Raw genomic sequence first — 22,552 nt, 5'->3', positions numbered from 1 at the left:
CCTGAGCGCGGACGGATCGCAGCGGGCCCGACGTACGCCCGCCTCACCCCGTACATCCGGCACCTGCCGAATTAGTGGAAGGACCGCCATCATGGCGAAGCTCAGCCAGGACGACCTGCTCGCCCAGTTCGAGGAGATGACCCTCATCGAGCTCTCCGAGTTCGTGAAGGCCTTCGAGGAGAAGTTCGACGTCACCGCCGCCGCTGCCGCGCCGGTCGTCGTCGCCGGTGGTGCCGCCGGTGGCGCCGCCGCCGAGGCCGCCGAGGAGAAGGACGAGTTCGACGTCGTCCTCACCGGTGCCGGCGACAAGAAGATCCAGGTCATCAAGGTCGTGCGCGAGCTGACCTCCCTGGGTCTGAAGGAGGCCAAGGACCTCGTGGACGGCGCCCCGAAGCCCGTCCTCGAGAAGGTCGCCAAGGACGCCGCGGACAAGGCCAAGGAGTCCCTCGAGGGCGCCGGCGCCACCGTCGAGGTCAAGTAGGACCGCACCGGCACCACGGATCCGTCAGGGTCTGTAACGCCGTAGCACCGAAGAGCGATCATCCATCCGGGTGGTCGCTCTTCGGCGTATCCGGGGTCCGGCTGCGGCTGCCTTGCACGCGTGACGGTGAAGAGTATGGTGATCTTCGTCGTGCCGTCTCCGGGGCCCTGAGAGCCACTGGAGGCAACCGGTTCGGGCCAAGGGGGGCCTTGACGAACCGCACGCAGCGCGCAATTCTCAGGGCGTCGTCAAAGGATCCGAATCCGAGGCATGGATCGACGGCGAAGAGGGCAGTATCTCGGTGCGTTGAGGGCGAGGCCTTGCCGCACAGGTGGTGAGAACAACGAGGAGCGAACACGGTCCCCGAGAACGGCACTGGACATCAGTGTGCCAAGTGGCTACACTGACCCTTTGCGCTGCCTGTTAGCTGCCCCCTGCCCGTCACCAGGGGTCTGCCCTCGCCCGAGCACTGACGACCAGAGCACGCCTGACCTGGCCTTTTAGCCACATCAGGCACCCCCTGTCTCCGTGCACGGAAGAGGGGCCGGTACGCGCGTAGTGAGTCCGAGCCCTCGGAAGGACCCCCTCTTGGCCGCCTCGCGCAATGCCTCGACCGCGAATACGAACAACGCTGCCAGCACCGCCCCGCTGCGCATCTCCTTTGCAAAGATCAGGGAGCCCCTCGAGGTTCCGAACCTCCTCGCGCTGCAGACCGAGAGCTTCGACTGGCTGCTCGGCAACGACGCCTGGAAGGCTCGCGTCGAGTCGGCTCTGGAGTCCGGTCAGGACGTCCCCACCAAGTCCGGTCTGGAGGAGATCTTCGAGGAGATCTCCCCGATCGAGGACTTCTCCGGGTCGATGTCGCTGACCTTCCGCGACCACCGTTTCGAGCCCCCGAAGAACAGCATCGACGAGTGCAAGGACCGCGACTTCACGTACGCGGCCCCGCTCTTCGTCACCGCCGAGTTCACCAACAACGAGACCGGCGAGATCAAGTCCCAGACGGTCTTCATGGGCGACTTCCCGCTCATGACCAACAAGGGCACCTTCGTCATCAACGGCACCGAGCGTGTCGTCGTCTCGCAGCTGGTCCGTTCGCCCGGCGTCTACTTCGACTCCTCCATCGACAAGACGTCCGACAAGGACATCTTCTCCGCCAAGATCATCCCGTCCCGGGGTGCCTGGCTGGAGATGGAGATCGACAAGCGCGACATGGTCGGTGTGCGCATCGACCGCAAGCGCAAGCAGTCCGTGACCGTCCTCCTCAAGGCCCTCGGCTGGACGACCGAGCAGATCCTCGAGGAGTTCGGCGAGTACGAGTCCATGCGCGCCACCCTGGAGAAGGACCACACCCAGGGCCAGGACGACGCGCTGCTCGACATCTACCGCAAGCTGCGCCCGGGCGAGCCCCCCACGCGTGAGGCCGCGCAGACGCTGCTCGAGAACCTCTACTTCAACCCGAAGCGCTACGACCTCGCCAAGGTCGGCCGCTACAAGGTGAACAAGAAGCTCGGCGCGGACGAGCCGCTGGACGCCGGCGTGCTCACCACCGACGACATCATCGCCACCATCAAGTACCTGGTGAAGCTGCACGCCGGTGAGACCGAGACGACCGGCGAGTCGGGCCGGGAGATCGTCGTCGAGACCGACGACATCGACCACTTCGGCAACCGCCGCATTCGCAACGTCGGCGAGCTCATCCAGAACCAGGTCCGTACGGGTCTCGCCCGTATGGAGCGCGTCGTGCGCGAGCGCATGACCACCCAGGACGTCGAGGCGATCACGCCGCAGACCCTGATCAACATCCGGCCGGTCGTCGCCTCCATCAAGGAGTTCTTCGGCACCAGCCAGCTGTCCCAGTTCATGGACCAGAACAACCCGCTGTCGGGGCTGACGCACAAGCGTCGTCTGAACGCCCTCGGCCCGGGTGGTCTCTCCCGTGAGCGGGCCGGCTTCGAGGTCCGCGACGTGCACCCGTCGCACTACGGCCGCATGTGCCCGATCGAGACGCCCGAAGGCCCGAACATCGGTCTGATCGGCTCGCTCGCCTCGTACGGCCGGATCAACCCGTTCGGCTTCATCGAGACGCCGTACCGCAAGGTCGTCGACGGCCAGGTCACGGACGACGTGAACTACCTGACCGCCGACGAGGAGGACCGCTTCGTCATCGCGCAGGCCAACGCCACGCTCAACGACGACCTGCGGTTCGCCGAGGCCCGCGTCCTGGTCCGCCGCCGCGGCGGCGAGGTCGACTACGTCCCCGGCGACGACGTCGACTACATGGACGTCTCGCCGCGCCAGATGGTGTCGGTCGCGACCGCCATGATCCCGTTCCTGGAGCACGACGACGCCAACCGTGCCCTCATGGGCGCGAACATGATGCGTCAGGCGGTGCCGCTCATCAAGAGCGAGTCCCCGCTCGTCGGCACCGGCATGGAGTACCGCTCCGCCGCCGACGCCGGCGACGTGGTCAAGGCCGAGAAGCCGGGTGTGGTCCAGGAGGTCTCCGCGGACTACATCACCACCACCAACGACGACGGCACGTACATCACGTACCGCCTGGCCAAGTTCTCCCGGTCCAACCAGGGCACCTCGGTCAACCAGAAGGTCATCGTCGCCGAGGGCGACCGGGTCATCGAGGGCCAGGTCCTCGCCGACGGCCCGGCCACCGAGAACGGCGAGATGGCGCTCGGCAAGAACCTGCTGGTCGCGTTCATGCCGTGGGAGGGTCACAACTACGAGGACGCGATCATCCTGTCGCAGCGCCTCGTGCAGGACGACGTCCTCTCCTCGATCCACATCGAGGAGCACGAGGTCGACGCCCGTGACACCAAGCTCGGCCCCGAGGAGATCACCCGGGACATCCCGAACGTCTCCGAGGAGGTCCTCGCCGACCTCGACGAGCGCGGCATCATCCGCATCGGTGCCGAGGTCGTCGCCGGCGACATCCTCGTCGGCAAGGTCACGCCCAAGGGCGAGACCGAGCTGACCCCGGAGGAGCGCCTGCTCCGCGCGATCTTCGGTGAGAAGGCGCGCGAGGTGCGCGACACCTCCCTGAAGGTGCCGCACGGCGAGATCGGCAAGGTCATCGGCGTCCGCGTCTTCGACCGCGAGGAGGGCGACGAGCTTCCCCCCGGTGTCAACCAGCTGGTGCGCGTCTACGTCGCGCAGAAGCGCAAGATCACCGACGGTGACAAGCTCGCCGGCCGCCACGGCAACAAGGGCGTCATCTCCAAGATCAACCCGATCGAGGACATGCCGTTCCTGGAGGACGGCACGCCCGTCGACATCATCCTGAACCCGCTGGGCGTCCCGTCCCGAATGAACCCGGGGCAGGTCCTGGAGATCCACCTCGGCTGGCTCGCCAGCCGCGGCTGGGACGTCTCCGGCCTCGCGGAGGAGTGGGCGCAGCGCCTCCAGGCCATCGGCGCCGACAAGGTCGAGCCCGGCACCAACGTCGCCACCCCGGTCTTCGACGGTGCGCGCGAGGACGAGCTGGCCGGCCTGCTCCAGCACACCATCCCGAACCGCGACGGCGAGCGCATGGTGCTCCCGTCCGGCAAGGCGCGGCTGTTCGACGGCCGCAGCGGTGAGCCGTTCCCGGACCCGATCTCGGTCGGGTACATGTACATCCTCAAGCTCCACCACCTGGTCGACGACAAGCTGCACGCCCGGTCGACCGGCCCGTACTCGATGATCACCCAGCAGCCGCTGGGTGGTAAGGCCCAGTTCGGTGGCCAGCGCTTCGGTGAGATGGAGGTGTGGGCGCTGGAGGCGTACGGCGCCGCGTACGCCCTCCAGGAGCTGCTGACCATCAAGTCCGACGACGTGACCGGCCGCGTGAAGGTCTACGAGGCCATCGTCAAGGGCGAGAACATCCCTGAGCCCGGCATCCCCGAGTCCTTCAAGGTGCTCATCAAGGAGATGCAGTCCCTGTGCCTCAACGTGGAGGTGCTGTCCTCGGACGGCATGTCCATCGAGATGCGTGACACCGACGAGGACGTCTTCCGCGCAGCGGAGGAGCTCGGCATCGACCTGTCCCGGCGCGAGCCGAGCAGCGTCGAAGAGGTCTGACGGGAGTCAGGCGGGGCCTTCCGCCCGAAGGCCCCGCCGATCCCGCGACCCCCGTTTCAGACCACAGACTTACAACCCTGAGAGGGATTGACGCATAGTGCTCGACGTCAACTTCTTCGACGAGCTCCGGATCGGTCTGGCCACCGCTGACGACATCCGTCAGTGGAGCCACGGCGAGGTCAAGAAGCCCGAGACCATCAACTACCGCACCCTCAAGCCCGAGAAGGACGGACTCTTCTGCGAGAAGATCTTCGGTCCGACCCGGGACTGGGAGTGCTACTGCGGCAAGTACAAGCGTGTCCGCTTCAAGGGCATCATCTGCGAGCGCTGCGGCGTCGAGGTCACTCGCGCCAAGGTGCGCCGTGAGCGGATGGGCCACATCGAGCTGGCCGCGCCCGTCACCCACATCTGGTACTTCAAGGGCGTCCCGTCGCGCCTGGGCTACCTGCTGGACCTGGCGCCGAAGGACCTCGAGAAGGTCATCTACTTCGCCGCGTACATGATCACCTTCGTGGACGAGGAGCGCCGCACGCGCGACCTGCCCTCGCTGGAGGCCCACGTCTCCGTCGAGCGCCAGCAGATCGAGCAGCGCCGCGACTCCGACCTGGAGGCCCGCGCCAAGAAGCTCGAGACGGACCTCGCCGAGCTGGAGGCCGAGGGCGCCAAGGCCGACGTGCGCCGCAAGGTGCGCGAGGGCGCCGAGCGCGAGATGAAGCAGCTGCGCGACCGTGCGCAGCGCGAGATCGACCGCCTCGACGAGGTGTGGAACCGGTTCAAGAACCTCAAGGTCCAGGACCTCGAGGGCGACGAGCTGCTCTACCGCGAGCTGCGCGACCGCTTCGGCACCTACTTCGACGGCTCGATGGGCGCCGCCGCGCTGCAGAAGCGCCTGGAGTCCTTCGACCTCGACGAGGAGGCCGAGCGCCTCCGCGAGATCATCCGCACCGGCAAGGGCCAGAAGAAGACCCGTGCGCTCAAGCGCCTCAAGGTCGTCTCCGCGTTCCTGCAGACCAGCAACAGCCCCAAGGGCATGGTGCTCGACTGCGTGCCGGTCATCCCGCCGGACCTGCGTCCGATGGTGCAGCTGGACGGTGGCCGCTTCGCGACCTCCGACCTGAACGACCTGTACCGCCGTGTCATCAACCGCAACAACCGCCTGAAGCGGCTTCTCGACCTCGGCGCGCCCGAGATCATCGTGAACAACGAGAAGCGCATGCTCCAGGAGGCGGTGGACGCCCTCTTCGACAACGGCCGTCGCGGCCGCCCGGTGACGGGCCCCGGCAACCGTCCGCTGAAGTCGCTGTCCGACATGCTCAAGGGTAAGCAGGGCCGCTTCCGTCAGAACCTGCTCGGCAAGCGCGTGGACTACTCCGCGCGTTCCGTGATCGTCGTCGGTCCGCAGCTGAAGCTGCACCAGTGCGGTCTGCCGAAGGCGATGGCGCTGGAGCTCTTCAAGCCGTTCGTGATGAAGCGCCTGGTCGACCTGAACCACGCGCAGAACATCAAGAGCGCCAAGCGCATGGTCGAGCGCGGCCGCACGGTCGTGTACGACGTGCTCGAAGAGGTCATCGCGGAGCACCCGGTCCTGCTGAACCGTGCGCCCACCCTGCACCGCCTCGGCATCCAGGCCTTCGAGCCGCAGCTGGTCGAGGGCAAGGCCATCCAGATCCACCCGCTCGTGTGCACCGCGTTCAACGCGGACTTCGACGGCGACCAGATGGCCGTGCACCTGCCGCTGTCCGCGGAGGCGCAGGCCGAGGCCCGCATCCTGATGCTGTCCTCGAACAACATCCTCAAGCCGGCCGACGGCCGTCCGGTGACGATGCCGACCCAGGACATGGTCCTCGGTCTGTTCTTCCTCACCACCGACGGCGAGGGCCGCGACCTCCAGGGCGAGGGCCGTTCCTTCGGGTCCGCCGCCGAGGCGATCATGGCGTTCGACGCGGGCGACCTGTCGCTCCAGTCGAAGGTCGACATCCGCTTCCCGGTGGGCACCATCCCGCCCCGCGGCTGGGAGCCCCCGGCCCGCGAGGAGGGCGAGCCGGAGTGGCAGCAGGGCGACACCTTCACCCTGAAGACCACGCTGGGCCGCGCGCTCTTCAACGAGCTGCTGCCCGAGGACTACCCGTTCGTCGACTACGAGGTCGGCAAGAAGCAGCTCTCCGAGATCGTCAACGACCTCGCCGAGCGCTACCCGAAGGTCATCGTGGCGGCGACGCTCGACAACCTGAAGGCGGCCGGCTTCTTCTGGGCGACCCGTTCCGGCGTCACCGTGGCCATCTCCGACGTCGTCGTTCCCGAGGCGAAGAAGGAGATCGTCCGCGGCTACGAGGCGCAGGACGAGAAGGTCCAGAAGCAGTACGAGCGCGGTCTGATCACCAAGGACGAGCGCACGCAGGAGCTCATCGCGATCTGGACCAAGGCGACCAACGAGGTCGCCGAGGCGATGAACGACAACTTCCCGAAGACCAACCCGATCTTCATGATGGTGAACTCGGGTGCACGAGGCAACATGATGCAGATGCGTCAGATCGCCGGTATGCGTGGTCTGGTGTCGAACGCGAAGAACGAGACGATCCCGCGTCCCATCAAGGCCTCCTTCCGTGAGGGCCTGTCCGTGCTGGAGTACTTCATCTCCACGCACGGTGCCCGCAAGGGTCTGGCGGACACCGCGCTGCGGACCGCCGACTCGGGTTACCTCACGCGTCGTCTGGTCGACGTCTCCCAGGACGTCATCATTCGCGAGGAGGACTGCGGCACCGAGCGCGGCCTCAAGCTGCCGATCGCCACGCGCGACGCGGACGGCACGCTGCGCAAGGCCGAGGACGTCGAGACCAGCGTGTACGCCCGCATGCTCGCCGAGGACGTCGTCATCGACGGCAAGGTGATCGCGCCGGCCAACGTCGACCTCGGTGACGTCCTGATCGACGCCCTCGTCGCCCACGGCGTCGAGGAGGTCAAGACCCGCTCGATCCTGACCTGCGAGTCCCAGGTCGGCACCTGCGCCATGTGCTACGGGCGTTCGCTGGCCACCGGCAAGCTGGTCGACATCGGTGAGGCGGTCGGCATCATCGCCGCCCAGTCCATCGGTGAGCCCGGCACCCAGCTGACGATGCGCACCTTCCACACCGGTGGTGTGGCCGGTGACGACATCACGCAGGGTCTGCCGCGTGTCGTCGAGCTCTTCGAGGCCCGTACCCCGAAGGGTGTCGCCCCGATCTCCGAGGCCTCCGGACGCGTCCGGATCGAGGAGACCGAGAAGACCAAGAAGCTCGTCGTCACCCCGGACGACGGCAGCGACGAGACGGCGTTCCCGATCTCGAAGCGCGCCCGTCTGCTCGTGGGCGAGGGCGACCACGTCGAGGTGGGCCAGAAGCTCACCGTGGGTGCCACCAACCCGCACGACGTGCTGCGCATCCTGGGTCAGCGTGCCGTCCAGGTCCACCTGGTCGGCGAGGTCCAGAAGGTCTACAACTCGCAGGGCGTGTCGATCCACGACAAGCACATCGAGATCATCATCCGGCAGATGCTGCGCCGCGTGACGATCATCGAGTCCGGCGACGCCGAGCTGCTGCCCGGCGAGCTGGTCGAGCGGACCAAGTTCGAGACCGAGAACCGTCGCGTGGTCCAGGAGGGCGGTCACCCGGCCTCCGGTCGTCCGCAGCTGATGGGTATCACCAAGGCCTCGCTGGCGACGGAGTCCTGGCTGTCGGCCGCCTCCTTCCAGGAGACGACCAGGGTCCTGACGGACGCGGCGATCAACGCCAAGTCCGACAGCCTCATCGGCCTCAAGGAGAACGTCATCATCGGTAAGCTCATCCCGGCCGGTACGGGCCTGTCCCGCTACCGCAACATCCGGGTCGAGCCGACCGAGGAGGCCAAGGCCGCGATGTACTCGGCCGTCGGCTACGACGACATCGACTACTCGCCGTTCGGCACGGGCTCCGGCCAGGCCGTTCCGCTGGAGGACTACGACTACGGTCCGTACAACCAGTAGGCGGTAGCGGATCGAGCGAAGGGCGGTCACCCCACGGGGTGGCCGCCCTTCGGCGTGTGTACCGGCGTGTGTACGGGGTGGTGGGCCGCCGCGCGGGACGAGCCGCCGCTCGTACGCGGGACGTGCGGCCCTGGGCGCCTACGGCACGCCCAGTTCGAAGATGACGTAGTGGGCGTACCAGCCCGAGGCGAGGGACGCCGTGGTGAAGAAGACCGTGAGGGTGGGCAGCTTCTGGCGGGCGAGGGCCGCGGCCGGGGCCAGCAGGAGGGGGAAGGCGGGCAGCAGGTAGCGCATGGTGTTGCCGAACATCTGCTGGGTGCCCAGGACCGTGACGATCGTCGCCAGCGTGTACGCGACGAGCACCAGCGGGGGCTTGCGGCGCAGCATCACCGCGAGGAGGAAGGGCAGCGCCACGACCAGCTGGAGGGAGAGCAGGTCCGGCGTGGAGAAGGCGAAGGGGTAGTCCCCGCGGCCCACCGCCAGGTTGCGCAGCACGTCCCAGGTGTAGGCGCCGAAGTCGAAGTAGTGCGCCCAGCCCTCGCGCTGGAGCCTGAAGTACGCCATGGCCTCGCCGCTGCTCCAGCCGACCCAGGCGACGTAGCACAGCAGGCCGAGCGGAGCGACGACCATGGCGTACACCGGGCCCCGTACGCCGTGCTCGCGCCGGGAAGCGGGACGGGCCAGCGTGACCAGCGCCGCCAGGCCCACGGCGCCGATGAGGACGGCGGAGGTGGGACGGTTCAGGCCGGCCGTGAAGGCGAGCAGCCCGGCCGTCAGCCAGCGCCGGGTCATCACGGCGTAGCAGGTCCAGGCGGCGAGGGCGACGAACAGCGACTCGGAGTAGACGGCCCACTCGACGCCGGCGCCCGGTGCCACCGCCCACAGTCCGGCGGCGACCGTGCCGGCCCGGGCGCCCGCGAGCAGCGAGATCACGGCGTAGATGCCGGCCGCGGCGACGAAGGACGACACGACGGAGACCAGGATCCCGGAGCCGTACAGGCCGAGGCCGGTGGTCTCCGAGACCATGCGGATCAGGGCCGGGTAGAGAGGGAAGAACGCGACCGAGTTCTGCTCGACCGTGAACAGGCCGCCGGGTTCGAGCGGGACCAGGGGGGAGGGGCTGTAGCCGTGCTCGGCGACCTGGAGGTACCACCAGCCGTCCCAGGTGCCCAGGACGTCCCACCAGTGGGCGCCGCCGCCGAAGCGCGGGTTCTTCTCCCGGAAGTCCCCCGCGTACGTGAGCAGGGTGGCGAAGACGCCGAGGCCGACGAGTTTCGTGACACCGTAGAGGAGCAGCGGGTTCAGGTAGGGCCGGGCGGCGGGAGGAAGGGCCGGGGGCCAGGTCCGCCAGGAGCGGGCCGCGCGGTCGCCGCGGCCCTCGTCCGCCGCACCGGCCGGCCCGTCGGTCGCCGAGCCCGTCGCCTCGCCCGTCGCCGAGCCCGGCGTCGTGCCGGCCGCGCCGTCGGTCGTCGTGTCGTCGGCAGCCGCGTCCATGGCTGTCATCCCCTCGGGCCACCCTCACTCGTCCAGCGCTGCCATAAGATCGCACAAGAGTCGCACATCTGTACTCAAGGTCACGGGAGAGGGGAGGCGCGGTGCCGGAGGAACGGGACGCCGAGCGGCACGAACCGGTCGTGTTGTCGGTCGTCATCCCGATGTTCAACGAAGAGGACGTCCTGCCCGCGCTGGTCAGCAGGCTGCGCCCGGTCCTTTCGGAGCTGGACGTCCCCCACGAGGTCGTGGCGGTGGACGACGGCAGCGGCGACCGCACGGCGGAGCTGCTCGCCGCCTTCCGGCTGGGCTGGCCGGAGCTGCGGGTGGTTGCGCTGCGGCGCAACTTCGGCCACCAGGCGGCCCTCACGGCGGGCCTGGAACGGGCGCACGGCGCGTACGTGGTGAGCCTGGACGCCGACCTCCAGGACCCGCCGGAGAAGATCCCCGACATGCTGGCGCTGGCCCGCGCGGAGGGGCTCGACATCGTCTACGGCGTGCGCGCCGACCGCAGCAGCGACTCCGGGTTCAAGCGGTGGTCCGCGGGCGTCTACTACCGCCTCATGCGGCGCCTGGCGGGCCCGTCGGTACCGGCCCAGGCGGGCGACTTCCGGCTGCTGAGCCGGGCCGCCGTGGACGCCCTGAAGGCCCTGCCCGACCAGCAGCGGGTGTACCGCCTGCTGGTGCCGTGGCTCGGCTTCCCCAGCGGGGAGGTGCGGTACGAGCGGGCCGCGCGCACCGCCGGCCGCACCAAGTATCCGCTGGGCCGCATGATCCGCCTCGCGGTCGACAGCGTCACCGGCTTCTCCGCGGCCCCGCTGCGCATCGCCACCTGGCTGGGCGCCGGCGCCTTCGTGGTCTGCCTGGTGCTGCTGGTCTACACGCTGACCGCCTTCGCGCTGGGGCGCACGGTCCCCGGCTGGACCTCGCTGTTCACCGGCATCGTCTTTATCGGTGCCGTGCAGCTGATCTGCGTCGGCCTCCTCGGCGAATACGTCGGGCGCATCTACACGGCGGTGCAGAACCGGCCGACGTACTTCGTCCGCGACGACACGGCGGCCACGGCGGCCACGCCGGCCCCGCCGGGTACGCCGGCCCCGCCGGGTACGCCGGGTGCCTCTGAGCCGGACGAGCCGCGCGTCCCGTTGCCGCGGGCCTGAGGCGTCCGCCGGGGGTGCGGCTGATCAGGACAGAGCGCTGATCAGGACAGAACGGAGCGAACCGGGTGCGGGAGCCGGTCTCGCCCATTTGTTTTGACCGCAGCGAATGCGATAGGTACGCTCAGACCTTGTGCCTGGGGTGTGCCCTGGCCTCCGCGCGTGCCTACAACCGCATCGGAGGTCGTGACCGGCCACCGCAATCCGCGCTTTCCCTCCGCCTGGCGGCAGGGGCTCGCGGCTTCGACACACCCGACCGCGTGGGTCGGTGACGTTCCAGGTTAGCTTCACCATTCGGCACACAGAAACCGGAGAAGTAGTGCCTACGATCCAGCAGCTGGTCCGCAAGGGCCGGCAGGACAAGGTCGAGAAGAACAAGACGCCCGCACTCGAGGGTTCCCCTCAGCGTCGTGGCGTCTGCACGCGTGTGTTCACGACCACCCCGAAGAAGCCGAACTCGGCCCTGCGTAAGGTCGCGCGTGTGCGTCTGACCAGCGGGATCGAGGTCACCGCTTACATTCCGGGTGAGGGGCACAACCTGCAGGAGCACTCCATCGTGCTCGTGCGCGGCGGCCGTGTGAAGGACCTGCCGGGTGTTCGTTACAAGATCATCCGCGGCTCCCTCGACACCCAGGGTGTCAAGAACCGCAAGCAGGCCCGCAGCCGCTACGGCGCCAAGAAGGAGAAGTAAGAATGCCTCGTAAGGGCCCCGCCCCGAAGCGCCCGGTCATCATCGACCCGGTCTACGGTTCTCCTCTGGTGACCTCCCTGATCAACAAGGTGCTGCTGAACGGCAAGCGCTCCACCGCCGAGCGCATCGTCTACGGCGCCATGGAGGGTCTGCGCGAGAAGACCGGCAACGACCCGGTCATCACGCTCAAGCGCGCTCTCGAGAACATCAAGCCGACCCTCGAGGTCAAGTCCCGCCGCGTCGGTGGTGCGACGTACCAGGTGCCGATCGAGGTCAAGCCCGGTCGCGCCAACACCCTCGCGCTGCGCTGGCTCGTCGGCTACTCCCGCGCCCGCCGCGAGAAGACCATGACCGAGCGCCTGCTCAACGAGCTCCTCGACGCCTCCAACGGCCTGGGTGCCGCGGTGAAGAAGCGCGAGGACACGCACAAGATGGCCGAGTCCAACAAGGCCTTCGCGCACTACCGCTGGTAGTCGCTACCCACATCGAGACCGAGAGAAGACTGAAGCCTTATGGCTACCACTTCACTTGACCTGGCCAAGGTCCGCAACATCGGGATCATGGCCCACATCGACGCGGGCAAGACGACCACCACCGAGCGGATCCTGTTCTACACCGGTGTGTCGTACAAGATCGGTGAGGTCCACGACGGCGCCGCCACGATGGACTGGATGGAGCAGGAGCAGGAGCGTGGCATCACGATCACGTCCGCTGCCACCACCTGTCACTGGCCGCTCGAGGACAACGACTACACGATCAACATCATCGACACCCCGGGGCACGTCGACTTCACCGTCGAGGTGGAGCGTTCCCTGCGCGTGCTCGACGGTGCCGTGACCGTGTTCGACGGTGTCGCCGGTGTCGAGCCGCAGTCCGAGACGGTGTGGCGTCAGGCCGACCGTTACGGCGTTCCCCGCATCTGCTTCGTCAACAAGCTGGACCGTACCGGCGCCGAGTTCCACCGCTGCGTGGAGATGATCTCGAACCGCCTGGGCGCCCAGCCGCTCGTCATGCAGCTCCCCATCGGTGCCGAGGCCGACTTCAAGGGCGTCGTGGACCTGGTCCGCATGAAGGCGCTCGTGTGGTCCGCCGAGGCGGCCAAGGGCGAGATGTACGAGACCGTCGACATCCCCGACACGCACGCCGAGGCCGCCGAGGAGTGGCGCGGCAAGCTGGTCGAGGCCGTCGCGGAGAACGACGACGAGATCATGGAGCTGTTCCTGGAGGGCAAGGAGCCCACCGTGGAGCAGATGTACGCCGCGATCCGCCGCGTCACCATCACCTCCGGCAAGTCGGCGGACACCACGGTCACCCCGGTGTTCTGCGGCACCGCGTTCAAGAACAAGGGCGTCCAGCCCCTGCTCGACGCGGTCGTGCGCTACCTGCCGACCCCGCTCGACGTCGAGGCCATCGAGGGCCAGGACGTCAAGGACCCCGAGGTCGTCATCACCCGCAAGCCGTCCGAGGACGAGCCGCTGGCCGCGCTGGCGTTCAAGATCATGAGCGACCCGCACCTCGGCAAGCTCACCTTCCTCCGGGTGTACTCCGGCCGCCTGATCTCCGGCACCGCGGTGCTGAACTCGGTCAAGGGCCGCAAGGAGCGCATCGGCAAGATCTACCGCATGCACGCCAACAAGCGTGAGGAGATCGAGTCGGCGGGCGCCGGTGACATCGTCGCCGTCATGGGCCTGAAGCAGACCACCACCGGTGAGACGCTGTCCGACGACAAGAACCCGGTCATCCTGGAGTCCATGGACTTCCCGGCGCCGGTCATCGAGGTCGCGATCGAGCCCAAGTCGAAGGGCGACCAGGAGAAGCTCGGCGTCGCGATCCAGCGCCTGGCCGAGGAGGACCCCTCCTTCCAGGTCCACTCGGACGAGGAGACCGGCCAGACCATCATCGGCGGTATGGGCGAACTGCACCTCGAGGTGTTCGTCGACCGGATGAAGCGCGAGTTCAAGGTCGAGGCCAACGTCGGCAAGCCGCAGGTCGCCTACCGTGAGACGATCCGCAAGACCGTCGAGCGCGTGGACTACACCCACAAGAAGCAGACCGGTGGTACCGGCCAGTTCGCCAAGGTGCAGATCGCGATCGAGCCGATCACCGGCGGCGACGCGTCGTACGAGTTCGTGAACAAGGTGACCGGCGGCCGCATCCCGAAGGAGTACATCCCTTCGGTGGACGCCGGTGCGCAGGAGGCCATGCAGTTCGGCATCCTGGCCGGCTACGAGATGACGGGCGTCCGCGTCACGCTCATCGACGGTGGCTACCACGAGGTCGACTCCTCCGAGCTCGCCTTCAAGATCGCCGGTTCGCAGGCGTTCAAGGAGGCCGCGCGCAAGGCTTCGCCCGTGCTCCTGGAGCCGATGATGGCCGTCGAGGTCACCACGCCCGAGGACTACATGGGTGACGTCATCGGTGACATCAACTCCCGCCGTGGCCAGATCCAGGCCATGGAGGAGCGGATGGGCGCCCGCGTCGTGAAGGGCCTCGTGCCGCTGTCGGAGATGTTCGGCTACGTCGGGGACCTCCGCAGCAAGACGTCGGGTCGCGCAAGCTACTCGATGCAGTTCGACTCCTACGCCGAGGTTCCCCGGAACGTCGCCGAGGAGATCATCGCGAAGGCCAAGGGCGAGTGACGGACTACTCCGTTTAACGGACCCCGTTCCCACGCTTTAGGCTTGACCCCGGAGCCTGCATGGGGCATTCCGCCGCGAACCCGGTGGAATGCCCCCGGCACCCGGGCTTTCCAGCAAAGATCACCTGGCGCCGATGAGTAAGGCGTACAGAACCACTCCACAGGAGGACCCCAGTGGCGAAGGCGAAGTTCGAGCGGACTAAGCCGCACGTCAACATCGGCACCATCGGTCACATCGACCACGGTAAGACGACCCTCACGGCCGCCATTACCAAGGTGCTGCACGACGCGTACCCGGACCTGAACGAGGCCTCGGCCTTCGACATGATCGACAAGGCGCCCGAGGAGCGCCAGCGCGGTATCACCATCTCCATCGCGCACGTCGAGTACCAGACCGAGACGCGTCACTACGCCCACGTCGACTGCCCCGGTCACGCGGACTACATCAAGAACATGATCACGGGTGCCGCGCAGATGGACGGCGCCATCCTCGTGGTCGCCGCCACCGACGGCCCGATGCCGCAGACCAAGGAGCACGTGCTCCTGGCCCGCCAGGTCGGCGTTCCGTACATCGTCGTCGCCCTGAACAAGGCCGACATGGTGGACGACGAGGAGATCCTGGAGCTCGTCGAGCTCGAGGTCCGTGAGCTGCTCTCCGAGTACGAGTTCCCGGGCGACGACCTGCCGGTCGTCAAGGTCTCCGCCCTGAAGGCCCTCGAGGGCGACAAGGAGTGGGGCAACTCGGTCCTCGAGCTCATGAAGGCCGTGGACGAGGCCATCCCGGAGCCGCAGCGCGACGTCGACAAGCCGTTCCTGATGCCGATCGAGGACGTCTTCACCATCACCGGTCGCGGTACGGTCGTCACCGGCCGCATCGAGCGTGGTGTCCTCAAGGTCAACGAGACCGTCGACATCATCGGCATCAAGCAGGACAAGACCACGACCACGGTCACCGGCATCGAGATGTTCCGGAAGCTGCTGGACGAGGGTCAGGCCGGTGAGAACGTCGGTCTGCTGCTCCGCGGCATCAAGCGCGAGGACGTCGAGCGCGGCCAGGTCATCATCAAGCCGGGCTCGGTCACCCCGCACACCGAGTTCGAGGCCCAGGCCTACATCCTGTCGAAGGACGAGGGTGGCCGTCACACCCCCTTCTTCAACAACTACCGTCCGCAGTTCTACTTCCGTACGACGGACGTGACCGGCGTCGTGACCCTCCCCGAGGGCACCGAGATGGTCATGCCGGGTGACAACACCGAGATGAAGGTGGAGCTCATCCAGCCCGTCGCCATGGAGGAGGGCCTGAAGTTCGCCATCCGCGAGGGTGGCCGGACCGTGGGCGCCGGCCAGGTCACCAAGATCAACAAGTAAGCTCCGCTTGCTTGTCGGTCGACTGACCTGACATGGGCTGATGCCTGAAAGGGCCCGCACGACTTCGGTCGTGCGGGCCCTTTCGCGTGGGGATCCGCAGTCATGCGGAGGCGGCGCACGACGTCAACCGCCATCGGGGTGGTATTCACCCGTTTGCAGGAAGTACTGGCATATGTCGCGTCGGATTGCCAGTGAAGATCTACCGTCTGACGCATGGTCAGTTCACCTCACGAGGCGCTGCACAGGATCTTCCAGGAGGATCCGGCCCTCTTCGTACGAGCGGTCAAGAGCATCGGCATCACCTTCGACGCCCCGGTCTCGGCAGGCCCTCTCCCTACCGACCTCACCGAGAACCGCCCGCTGGAACGCCGGGTGGACACACTCCTGCGCCTCGACACCGAGGACGGCGCCAGTTTCCTCCTCGCCGTGGAGTCCCAGAGCGCCCCGGACCCCAAGAAGCCCGCGAGCTGGGCGTACTACGCCTCGTACTTGCACGCCAAGTACCGTCTCCCGCCGGTCCTCCTGGTCGTCTGCGCCGACCGCCGCACCGCTGCGTGGGCGAGTCGGCAGGTGGACATCGGCCCTCCCCAGTGGCGCTCGCTCACGGTGCGCCCCCTGGTCCTGGGGCCGGACAGCCTGCCGGTGATCCGCAGCTCCGAGGAGGCGGCGCGGGACATTCCCCTGACCATCCTCTCCGCGGCTCTGCACCGCCGGGATCCGGGCGCCGGTGCCATACTGAAAGCACTGGGAACGGCACTGAAAGACCTGTCGGCCGACGACGAGAAGACCGCAAGCAAGTTCACCGTCTATATGGAACAAGGCCTCGGCACGACGCCGGCCGCGAATCTCTGGAGGCAGATCATGGCCGCCGACCTCTCTTTCTTCCAGTCGGAGACCGCGCAGAACCTTCGGGCGGAGGGGCGCGAGGAAGGGCGTACGGCTGGGCGCGCCGAGGACATCCTGCTTCTGCTGGACCGACGGGGGCTCAAGGTCTCCGAGGAGGAGCGGGCGCGCATCGTCGGATGCGGTGATCTGGAGACCCTGGGCGTCTGGTTCACCCGGGCCATCACGGCGTCGGCGGCGGCCGAGCTGTTCGTGCCCGGCGACGCCTGAGAGGCCGGTTCACTGGCGGACACCCGCGAGCTCCGTCGCGCCGCGACGCAAGGCCGGCGCGGTAGGAACGACCGTGGCGGCGAGCGCAGGTCCGATGCACGCGCCCGCGGCCGTTCCGACGGCCGGCCAGGGGGGCACCGGTGTCGGCGTTTCGTGGTCGCGCTCCGGGGCGGCGTGGAGGAGTTCGTGGACGCGCTGACCGGGGTCGCGGACGGCGGCACGGTCGTCGCCCCCGAAGTCGTACGGCAGTTGCTGCGCCGCCGCCGTGATCCCTGGAGCGGCTCAGCCCTCGCGGGTGCGACGTACTCGCCCTGATCGCGGAGGGCCGCTCCCATGCCGCGATGGCCCGCGCACTCGTCGTCTCCGATGCGGCCGTGGGCAAGCGCGTCGCCAGCATCCTTGCCCCACTCGACCTGCCCCCGGCGACCGGGACCCACCGCAGGGTGCTGGCGGTACTGACTTATCCGAGGGCCTGACGTGAGTCGACGCTGAACGAGAAGTACAGGTTCGGTCACGAATTCCGACATCCGGCGGCACCTTTCCTCCACATGACGGCACGATGGACCGCCGGTGATACCGGCCGGCACCGGCATCAGGCACCGTCATCAGGAAAGTGAGCCCGTGAGCCCTCTCCCACCCCCCGAGCGCCCGGAAGACGACCCGTCCTCCTCCCTCTCCGACGAGGAACTGGAGTCCTTCCTGCGGGAGGCCGCCGAAGGCGGGGGTACCTCCGCGCCCAGGGAACCGTCGGCGCGGGCGCGGATGGTGGCCCGGCGGTTGCGCGAGGAAGAGGAGACGGCGGCACGGCGTACCCCGCAGCCGGCCCCGAAGAGGGACGGTCGCCCTCGGCGGCGCCGGACGTGGGCGGTCGCCGGTGTGCTGGCACTGGCGGTCCTCGCGGTCGTCGCCGTACGGCCCTCGCTGCTCCTGGACCGGCTGCCCGGCGGCGGGGACGACGGCTCCGCGACGCCCCTGGCCGCCGAGACGGCGCGCCCCACCGGCGCCCCCGGTGGACCCGCCGGGTCGGAGCGGGCCACGCGCGCCCACCCGTTCCGCGGCTCACCGGCCGAGAGGTGGGCCGAGGGCGCCGACGCCATCGAGGTGCCGGAGGCCAAGGCCCTGTCCGGCATGAGCGAGAAGGACGTGGCGTTCGCGCTGCGCCGCACCAAGGAACTCCTGGTCGCCGCCAATCTGGACCCCGCCGTACTGAGCGGGGAGCATCCGGACGAGGCACTGGACGTCCTCGACCCGAAGCAGCCGGAACTGCTGCCGAAGCTGCGCCGCTCGTTGAGCCGGCCGGACGAGGACCACGACCCGCTCCGTCTCTTCACCCGCTTCGAGCCGGCCGAGACCCGCCCGGCCGGCGACGTCGTCAAGGTCCGCGGCCGCATGACGCTCGCCGCGGGCGAACCGGGCGTCGTGAAGGTCGACGCGGACTACACCTTCGTCTACCCGCGGGTGCGGACCAACGACCAGGACGGCCCGGTGGCGCGCACCGTCATCCGCCGCGTGCTCACCCTGACCCTGAACGACCCGGCCCGGTGGAACGTGACCGAGGGCAAGCTCCTGGTGGAGAGGTACTTCTCCGAGTACGGCAACACCAGCTGCGGCATCCACGACGGCTACCTGCACCCCGGCTTCGGCGACGAGGCCCCCGACGGCGAGCGCGCCACGGGTCCGCTGACCGACCCCTACGACCGCAGCCGCCCCCTGACGGGGTCCGAGCCGGACGACTGCGGGAGGGTCTCCCGCACCTGATCCTCGACCGGGGCCGGCCCCCTCTCCAGTGGCGGCGTACGTGCTCCCGAGCACAGCGCCGGCCTGGTCGGCAGGCCCACCTCGACCTCGGCGAGCGTGCGGTGCCGCGTACGGACTTACTGCTTACTTGCGTGTTGTTCAACAATTGTGTGAGGGTCGGGAATCGCTCGCACCGTCCCTCCGGAGGCATGTCATGACCGCCGTGTTCGTGAACGGCAACCCCGAGTCCGCAGTGGTGTGGGACCTGCTCTGTGCCGAGTTGGACAGGACGGACGTCGTGCGGTTGTCACCGCCCGGCTTCGGCGCGCCCGTTCCGGACGGCTTCGCCTGCACGCTGTCCGGGTACCGGGACTGGCTCGTCGCGGAACTCGAGAAGATCGGTGAACCGGTCGATCTCGTCGGTCACGACGTGGGCGGCAGCACGGTGATCGGCGTCGCCATGACCCGGCCCGATCTGCTGCGGACCTGGGTCAGCGACTCCGTGGGCGTCTTCGATCCGGATTACGTCTGGCACGACCTCGCCCAGCAATGGCAGACACCGGGGGAGGGCGAGCGGTCGGTGGCGGAACTGCTGGGCGGCACACTCGACCAGCGCACCGAGCGCATGGTGGCCAGGGGCATCGACCGGGCGATCGCGGCACAGCTCGCCGCCGCCCAAGGGCCGGAGATGGGGAAGGCCATCCTCTCCTTCTACCGGTCCGCCGTTCAACCGGCCCTGGCCCGTCTGGGCCAGGATCTTCCGGCCGCGGCCGCACGCCCCGGTCTTGCCGTCATCGGCACCGAGGACCGGCTGGTCGGCTCCGAGGAGATGCGCCGCCGGTCGGCAGCCCGGGCAGGAGCGCAGCCGGCGATTCTGGAGGGACTGGGCCACTGGTGGATGGTGCAGGACCCGGTCGCCAGTGCGCGTGCCCTCCTCTCGTTCTGGGGATGACGGTGCCGGTGCGTCTCGGCCCCTTCTCGGTTTCGTCCTGGGAGAGGGCTGCTGCGCCGACCTGTCGGAGGCACATGGGAGATACGACGGCGTGGCGTCAACAGCGCGAACGGCCGTTGGAGGCGGGGTGGTTGCACAACGCGGTGCTTCAGGTCATGCCATGAACCGCGGCATCGGTCCGGGACGGGACGGCACAATCGAGCTGGTGAAGTCCGAGGTCGCGGCGGCAGCCCCCGGCACCGTCCGGGTCCGTGACGCCCAGCAGGCCGACGGTCCTCGGCCGGCGCTCACTCCTGACGCCTGGGCGGGCTTCCCGCCGTACGCCTCGGAGCAGTAACGGGCGGTCCCCCGGCGAGCCGGAACGCGCGGGTTGTCACCGGCAGGGGCGGCTGCCGGCCCCCCCGCTCAGGAGGCGTGCCGGGCCGGTTCTGCTCCGGTTCCGGTCAGGAAGTCGATGAGTACCCGGGCGAGTTGTCCGGGCTGGTCCTCGGGGATGAGGGTGGACGAGTCGGCGATCTCCACCAGCCGGCCCTGCGGGTACAGCGCGGCCAGCCGGGGGCCGTGCTCGCGCGGCATCAGGCGGTCCTCGGTCGCCCAGACGACCAGTACCGGCCGGTCGAAGTCACGCATCCGCTCACTCCAGGCGAGCAGGGTTTTGCGCCCGGGCGCGCCGGTGGCGAACTTGGCGAAGTCCCTGCGGACGGCCCTGCTGCGGGTGGCGGGAGCGAACCAGTCGTCCATGACCTCGTCGGGGATCCCGCGCAGGCTCATCCCGCCGTACCCACCCCGGTTGTGACGGACGGCCGGAACGCGCATGAGGCGCGTCAGGAGCCAGATGCTGCCCGGAATCCCGGACACGCGCGCCATGGCCTTGGCCGGTCCCGGAGGGAAGTTGTCGAAGGCCTCGCAGGCCACCAGCACCATGCGCGCGATCTGCTGGTCCCGCCCCTCGGACACCAGGAACTGGCCCCCGCCCCAGTCATTGAGTACGAGGGTCACCGGGCCCGCACCGAGCTTCTCGATGAACTCCCCCAGGAGCAGGGCGACACCGCGCTGGGACAGGTCGGCGTCCGGGTTCATCGGCTGACGGTGGCCGCCCAGGGGCAGGGTGGGCAGGATGCACCGGTATCCGTCCAGCAGCGGGACCACCTTGCGCCACTGACTCTCGTTCATCGGCGGGCCGTGGCCGAACACCAGCACCGGCCCCTCGCCGCCGGTGTCCTGGTAGTCGATCGGTCCGGACGACGTCTCGATTCTCGGCATCGCGACCTCCCGCTTGTGTTCTTGATAGATCGCTCTACTGTAATTTTGGAGGGGAGAGAGGTGGAAGGCAATGGGACGGTCGGACACGCGAGCCAGGATCCAGGGCGCCGCCACGGTGCTGTTCCGCCGGCACGGCTACTCGGCCACCGGCCTGAAGCGGATCGCGGCAGAGGCGGACGCGCCGTTCGGCTCGATCTACCACTTCTTCCCCGGCGGCAAGCAGCAACTGGCCGAGGACATGATCCGCACGTCCGGAACCGAGTACGGCCGGATGGTCCTGGCGCTGCTGGACAGCGTGCCGGACCCGGTGGAATCCCTCGTGCACGCGTTCGAGGCGGCCGCGGACAGCCTTGCAGCGGCCGACTACGCCGACGCGTGCCCCATCGGGACGGTGGCCTTGGAAGTCGCGAGCAGCAACGAGGCGCTGCGCATCGCGACGGCCGAGGTCTTCGAGGAGTGGGTCGGCGCGGCGACGCGGTGGTTCGGCCGTTGGGTGGCCGAACCGGAGACGGCGCGGTCCCTCGCGTACTCGATGGTCATGACGCTGGAGGGAGCCTTCATGCTCAGCCGGGCGGCCCGTGACCCGGAACCGCTGCGGGTGGCGGGCCGGTCGATGGCCACGTTGCTGCGCGCCGCCATCGCCCGGGCCGACGGGGAATGACAGTGCCGACCACCGACAACCGCCGTGCTTCGGCTCAGGCGACCTCCTGCGTCCCCACCACCCCCAGCAGCTCCAGCAGCCCCGCGCTCTCCGTCCCGACCGCCGGGGTGAACCAGAGGAGGCGCTGGCGGCCGTCCTCGCTGAAGAGGTGGAGGCAGTTGACCTCGATCAGGCCCAGCTCGGGATGGAGGAGCCGTTTGCGGTCCCTGCGCCGGACGGCGACCTCGTGGTCGGCCCAGAGCGCGGCGAACTCCGGTGAGACGTCGAGCAGCGTACGGACCATCGTGCCCGTCTCCGCGTCCTTCGCATCCCGCCTCGCGGCGGCGGCCCGCAGGTCGGCGACGAACGAGCGGGACTGGGTCTCGTGGTCGGCCTCGGGGTAGAGGCTGCGGGCCTCCGGCTCGGTGAACCAGCGGTGGACGAAGCTGGCCCGCGGCCCCCGCAGCCCGGACTGGTCGCCGAGCAGCGCCACGGCCAGCGGGTTCTGTACGAGGGTGACGTGCAGGTCGGTGATGACCTGCGCCGGAGTGGACGGCATGCGGTCGAGCAGGTCGAGCATGCCGGGGTGCACGTGCGAGGCCGCACCGCCCTGCACGGGCACCGGCCGGTCGGCGAGCCGGTAGAGGTAGTCCCGCTCGTCGGCGGAGAGCCGCAGCGCCCGTGCCAGTGCGGCGACCATCTGCTCGGAGGGCTGGGAGCCGGCGCCGCGCTCCAGCTCGTTGTAGTAGTCCACGGACGCCCCCGCGAGCTGGGCGACCTCCTCGCGGCGCAGCCCCGGCACCCGGCGCCTGGGCCCGGCCGGCAGGCCGACCTCGGCCGGGCGGATGCGCTCGCGCCGCGACCGCAGGAAGGCTCCCAGCTCGGCGTACTTCACAGCGCTCATGCCGACCATTCTGCGCCCGGCCGGGCCGGTGACCCAGGGGATGGCG

16 protein-coding genes and 1 pseudogene are annotated in these 22,552 nt (G+C 68.8%); 14 read left to right on the top strand and 3 right to left on the bottom strand.

Translation table 11 applies throughout. The features are described 5' to 3' along the window. Positions 1 to 91 precede the first annotated feature (91 nt). From rplL to HZS56_RS07225, 3 genes are all read left to right on the top strand, one after another. Positions 92 to 481, top strand: a complete 390-nt coding sequence (gene rplL / locus HZS56_RS07235) for a 50S ribosomal protein L7/L12 (RefSeq protein ID WP_216719848.1) — start codon at positions 92 to 94, stop codon at positions 479 to 481. A gap of 588 nt (positions 482 to 1,069) precedes the next feature. Beyond that, positions 1,070 to 4,555, top strand: coding sequence for a DNA-directed RNA polymerase subunit beta (gene rpoB, locus HZS56_RS07230; protein ID WP_216719847.1), 3,486 nt, complete (start codon positions 1,070 to 1,072; stop codon positions 4,553 to 4,555). Between the two features lie 97 nt (positions 4,556 to 4,652). After that, complete coding sequence (locus HZS56_RS07225; RefSeq protein ID WP_216719846.1) at positions 4,653 to 8,552, top strand: DNA-directed RNA polymerase subunit beta'; 3,900 nt, start codon at positions 4,653 to 4,655, stop codon at positions 8,550 to 8,552. A 138-nt stretch (positions 8,553 to 8,690) separates the two neighbouring features. Here the strand turns inward: HZS56_RS07225 and HZS56_RS07220 are convergent, their stop codons facing one another. Beyond that, positions 8,691 to 10,055, bottom strand: a complete 1,365-nt coding sequence (locus HZS56_RS07220) for a putative hexosyltransferase (RefSeq protein ID WP_374201096.1) — start codon at positions 10,053 to 10,055, stop codon at positions 8,691 to 8,693. Between the two features lie 92 nt (positions 10,056 to 10,147). Here HZS56_RS07220 and HZS56_RS07215 point away from each other — a divergent pair, with 92 nt between their 5' ends. The 10 genes and pseudogenes from HZS56_RS07215 to HZS56_RS38035 all read left to right on the top strand — a co-directional run bounded on the left by HZS56_RS07215 (position 10,148) and on the right by HZS56_RS38035 (position 20,036). After that, positions 10,148 to 11,203, top strand: coding sequence for a glycosyltransferase family 2 protein (locus HZS56_RS07215; protein WP_216719845.1), 1,056 nt, complete (start codon positions 10,148 to 10,150; stop codon positions 11,201 to 11,203). 316 nt (positions 11,204 to 11,519) lie between these two features. Then, positions 11,520 to 11,891: a 30S ribosomal protein S12 gene (rpsL, locus tag HZS56_RS07210; protein WP_003948652.1), complete on the top strand. Its 372-nt coding sequence runs from the start codon at positions 11,520 to 11,522 to the stop codon at positions 11,889 to 11,891. A gap of 2 nt (positions 11,892 to 11,893) precedes the next feature. After that, a complete protein-coding gene (gene rpsG, locus HZS56_RS07205) occupies positions 11,894 to 12,364 on the top strand; it encodes a 30S ribosomal protein S7 (RefSeq protein WP_003974303.1) in 471 nt (156 codons plus the stop codon). 39 nt (positions 12,365 to 12,403) lie between these two features. Continuing rightward, a complete protein-coding gene (gene fusA / locus HZS56_RS07200; RefSeq protein ID WP_216719844.1) occupies positions 12,404 to 14,530 on the top strand; it encodes an elongation factor G in 2,127 nt (708 codons plus the stop codon). Positions 14,531 to 14,703: 173 nt separating this feature from the next. Beyond that, the gene (gene tuf / locus HZS56_RS07195; protein ID WP_216719843.1) at positions 14,704 to 15,897 is read left to right on the top strand and encodes an elongation factor Tu; all 1,194 of its coding nucleotides are present in this window, start codon (positions 14,704 to 14,706) and stop codon (positions 15,895 to 15,897) included. Positions 15,898 to 16,110: 213 nt separating this feature from the next. Further along, entirely contained in the window at positions 16,111 to 17,010 is a 900-nt protein-coding gene (locus tag HZS56_RS07190; RefSeq protein ID WP_216719842.1) for an RpnC/YadD family protein, read from the top strand. 168 nt (positions 17,011 to 17,178) lie between these two features. After that, positions 17,179 to 17,486, top strand: a pseudogene (locus tag HZS56_RS07185) (helix-turn-helix domain-containing protein); the annotation flags it as partial. Positions 17,487 to 17,631: 145 nt separating this feature from the next. Then, positions 17,632 to 18,768 carry a hypothetical protein gene (locus tag HZS56_RS07180; RefSeq protein ID WP_216719841.1) on the top strand — a complete coding sequence of 379 codons (1,137 nt, stop codon included), beginning with the start codon at positions 17,632 to 17,634 and terminating at the stop codon, positions 18,766 to 18,768. 193 nt (positions 18,769 to 18,961) lie between these two features. Further along, positions 18,962 to 19,699 (top strand): alpha/beta fold hydrolase, encoded by a 738-nt coding sequence (locus tag HZS56_RS07175; protein WP_216719840.1) that lies wholly within the window; start codon positions 18,962 to 18,964, stop codon positions 19,697 to 19,699. A gap of 160 nt (positions 19,700 to 19,859) precedes the next feature. After that, positions 19,860 to 20,036 carry a DUF397 domain-containing protein gene (locus tag HZS56_RS38035; RefSeq protein ID WP_253913846.1) on the top strand — a complete coding sequence of 59 codons (177 nt, stop codon included), beginning with the start codon at positions 19,860 to 19,862 and terminating at the stop codon, positions 20,034 to 20,036. Positions 20,037 to 20,104: 68 nt separating this feature from the next. Here the strand turns inward: HZS56_RS38035 and HZS56_RS07165 are convergent, their stop codons facing one another. After that, complete coding sequence (locus HZS56_RS07165) at positions 20,105 to 20,962, bottom strand: alpha/beta fold hydrolase (RefSeq protein ID WP_216719839.1); 858 nt, start codon at positions 20,960 to 20,962, stop codon at positions 20,105 to 20,107. A 70-nt stretch (positions 20,963 to 21,032) separates the two neighbouring features. Here HZS56_RS07165 and HZS56_RS07160 point away from each other — a divergent pair, with 70 nt between their 5' ends. Then, the gene (locus HZS56_RS07160) at positions 21,033 to 21,623 is read left to right on the top strand and encodes a TetR/AcrR family transcriptional regulator (RefSeq protein ID WP_216719838.1); all 591 of its coding nucleotides are present in this window, start codon (positions 21,033 to 21,035) and stop codon (positions 21,621 to 21,623) included. Positions 21,624 to 21,657: 34 nt separating this feature from the next. Here the strand turns inward: HZS56_RS07160 and HZS56_RS07155 are convergent, their stop codons facing one another. After that, positions 21,658 to 22,515 (bottom strand): helix-turn-helix transcriptional regulator, encoded by an 858-nt coding sequence (locus HZS56_RS07155; protein ID WP_216719837.1) that lies wholly within the window; start codon positions 22,513 to 22,515, stop codon positions 21,658 to 21,660. Positions 22,516 to 22,552: the final 37 nt, after the last annotated feature.

It is taken from the genome of Streptomyces mayonensis (assembly GCF_018982965.1).
Lineage (GTDB): Bacteria > Actinomycetota > Actinomycetes > Streptomycetales > Streptomycetaceae > Streptomyces > Streptomyces mayonensis.
This window is presented reverse-complemented; position numbering and strand designations above follow the sequence as displayed.

Excerpts from the sequence above, each read along its gene's own strand:
- rplL (WP_216719848.1), top strand. The coding sequence starts at position 92 with ATGGCGAAGCTCAGCCAGGACGACCTGCTCGCCCAGTTCGAGGAGATG.
- HZS56_RS07220 (WP_374201096.1), bottom strand. The coding sequence starts at position 10,055 with ATGACAGCCATGGACGCGGCTGCCGACGACACGACGACCGACGGCGCG.
- rpsG (WP_003974303.1), top strand. The coding sequence starts at position 11,894 with ATGCCTCGTAAGGGCCCCGCCCCGAAGCGCCCGGTCATCATCGACCCG.
- fusA (WP_216719844.1), top strand. The coding sequence starts at position 12,404 with ATGGCTACCACTTCACTTGACCTGGCCAAGGTCCGCAACATCGGGATC.
- HZS56_RS07190 (WP_216719842.1), top strand. The coding sequence starts at position 16,111 with ATGGTCAGTTCACCTCACGAGGCGCTGCACAGGATCTTCCAGGAGGAT.
- HZS56_RS07175 (WP_216719840.1), top strand. The coding sequence starts at position 18,962 with ATGACCGCCGTGTTCGTGAACGGCAACCCCGAGTCCGCAGTGGTGTGG.
- HZS56_RS38035 (WP_253913846.1), top strand. The coding sequence starts at position 19,860 with ATGAACCGCGGCATCGGTCCGGGACGGGACGGCACAATCGAGCTGGTG.
- HZS56_RS07165 (WP_216719839.1), bottom strand. The coding sequence starts at position 20,962 with ATGCCGAGAATCGAGACGTCGTCCGGACCGATCGACTACCAGGACACC.
- HZS56_RS07160 (WP_216719838.1), top strand. The coding sequence starts at position 21,033 with ATGGGACGGTCGGACACGCGAGCCAGGATCCAGGGCGCCGCCACGGTG.
- HZS56_RS07155 (WP_216719837.1), bottom strand. The coding sequence starts at position 22,515 with ATGGTCGGCATGAGCGCTGTGAAGTACGCCGAGCTGGGAGCCTTCCTG.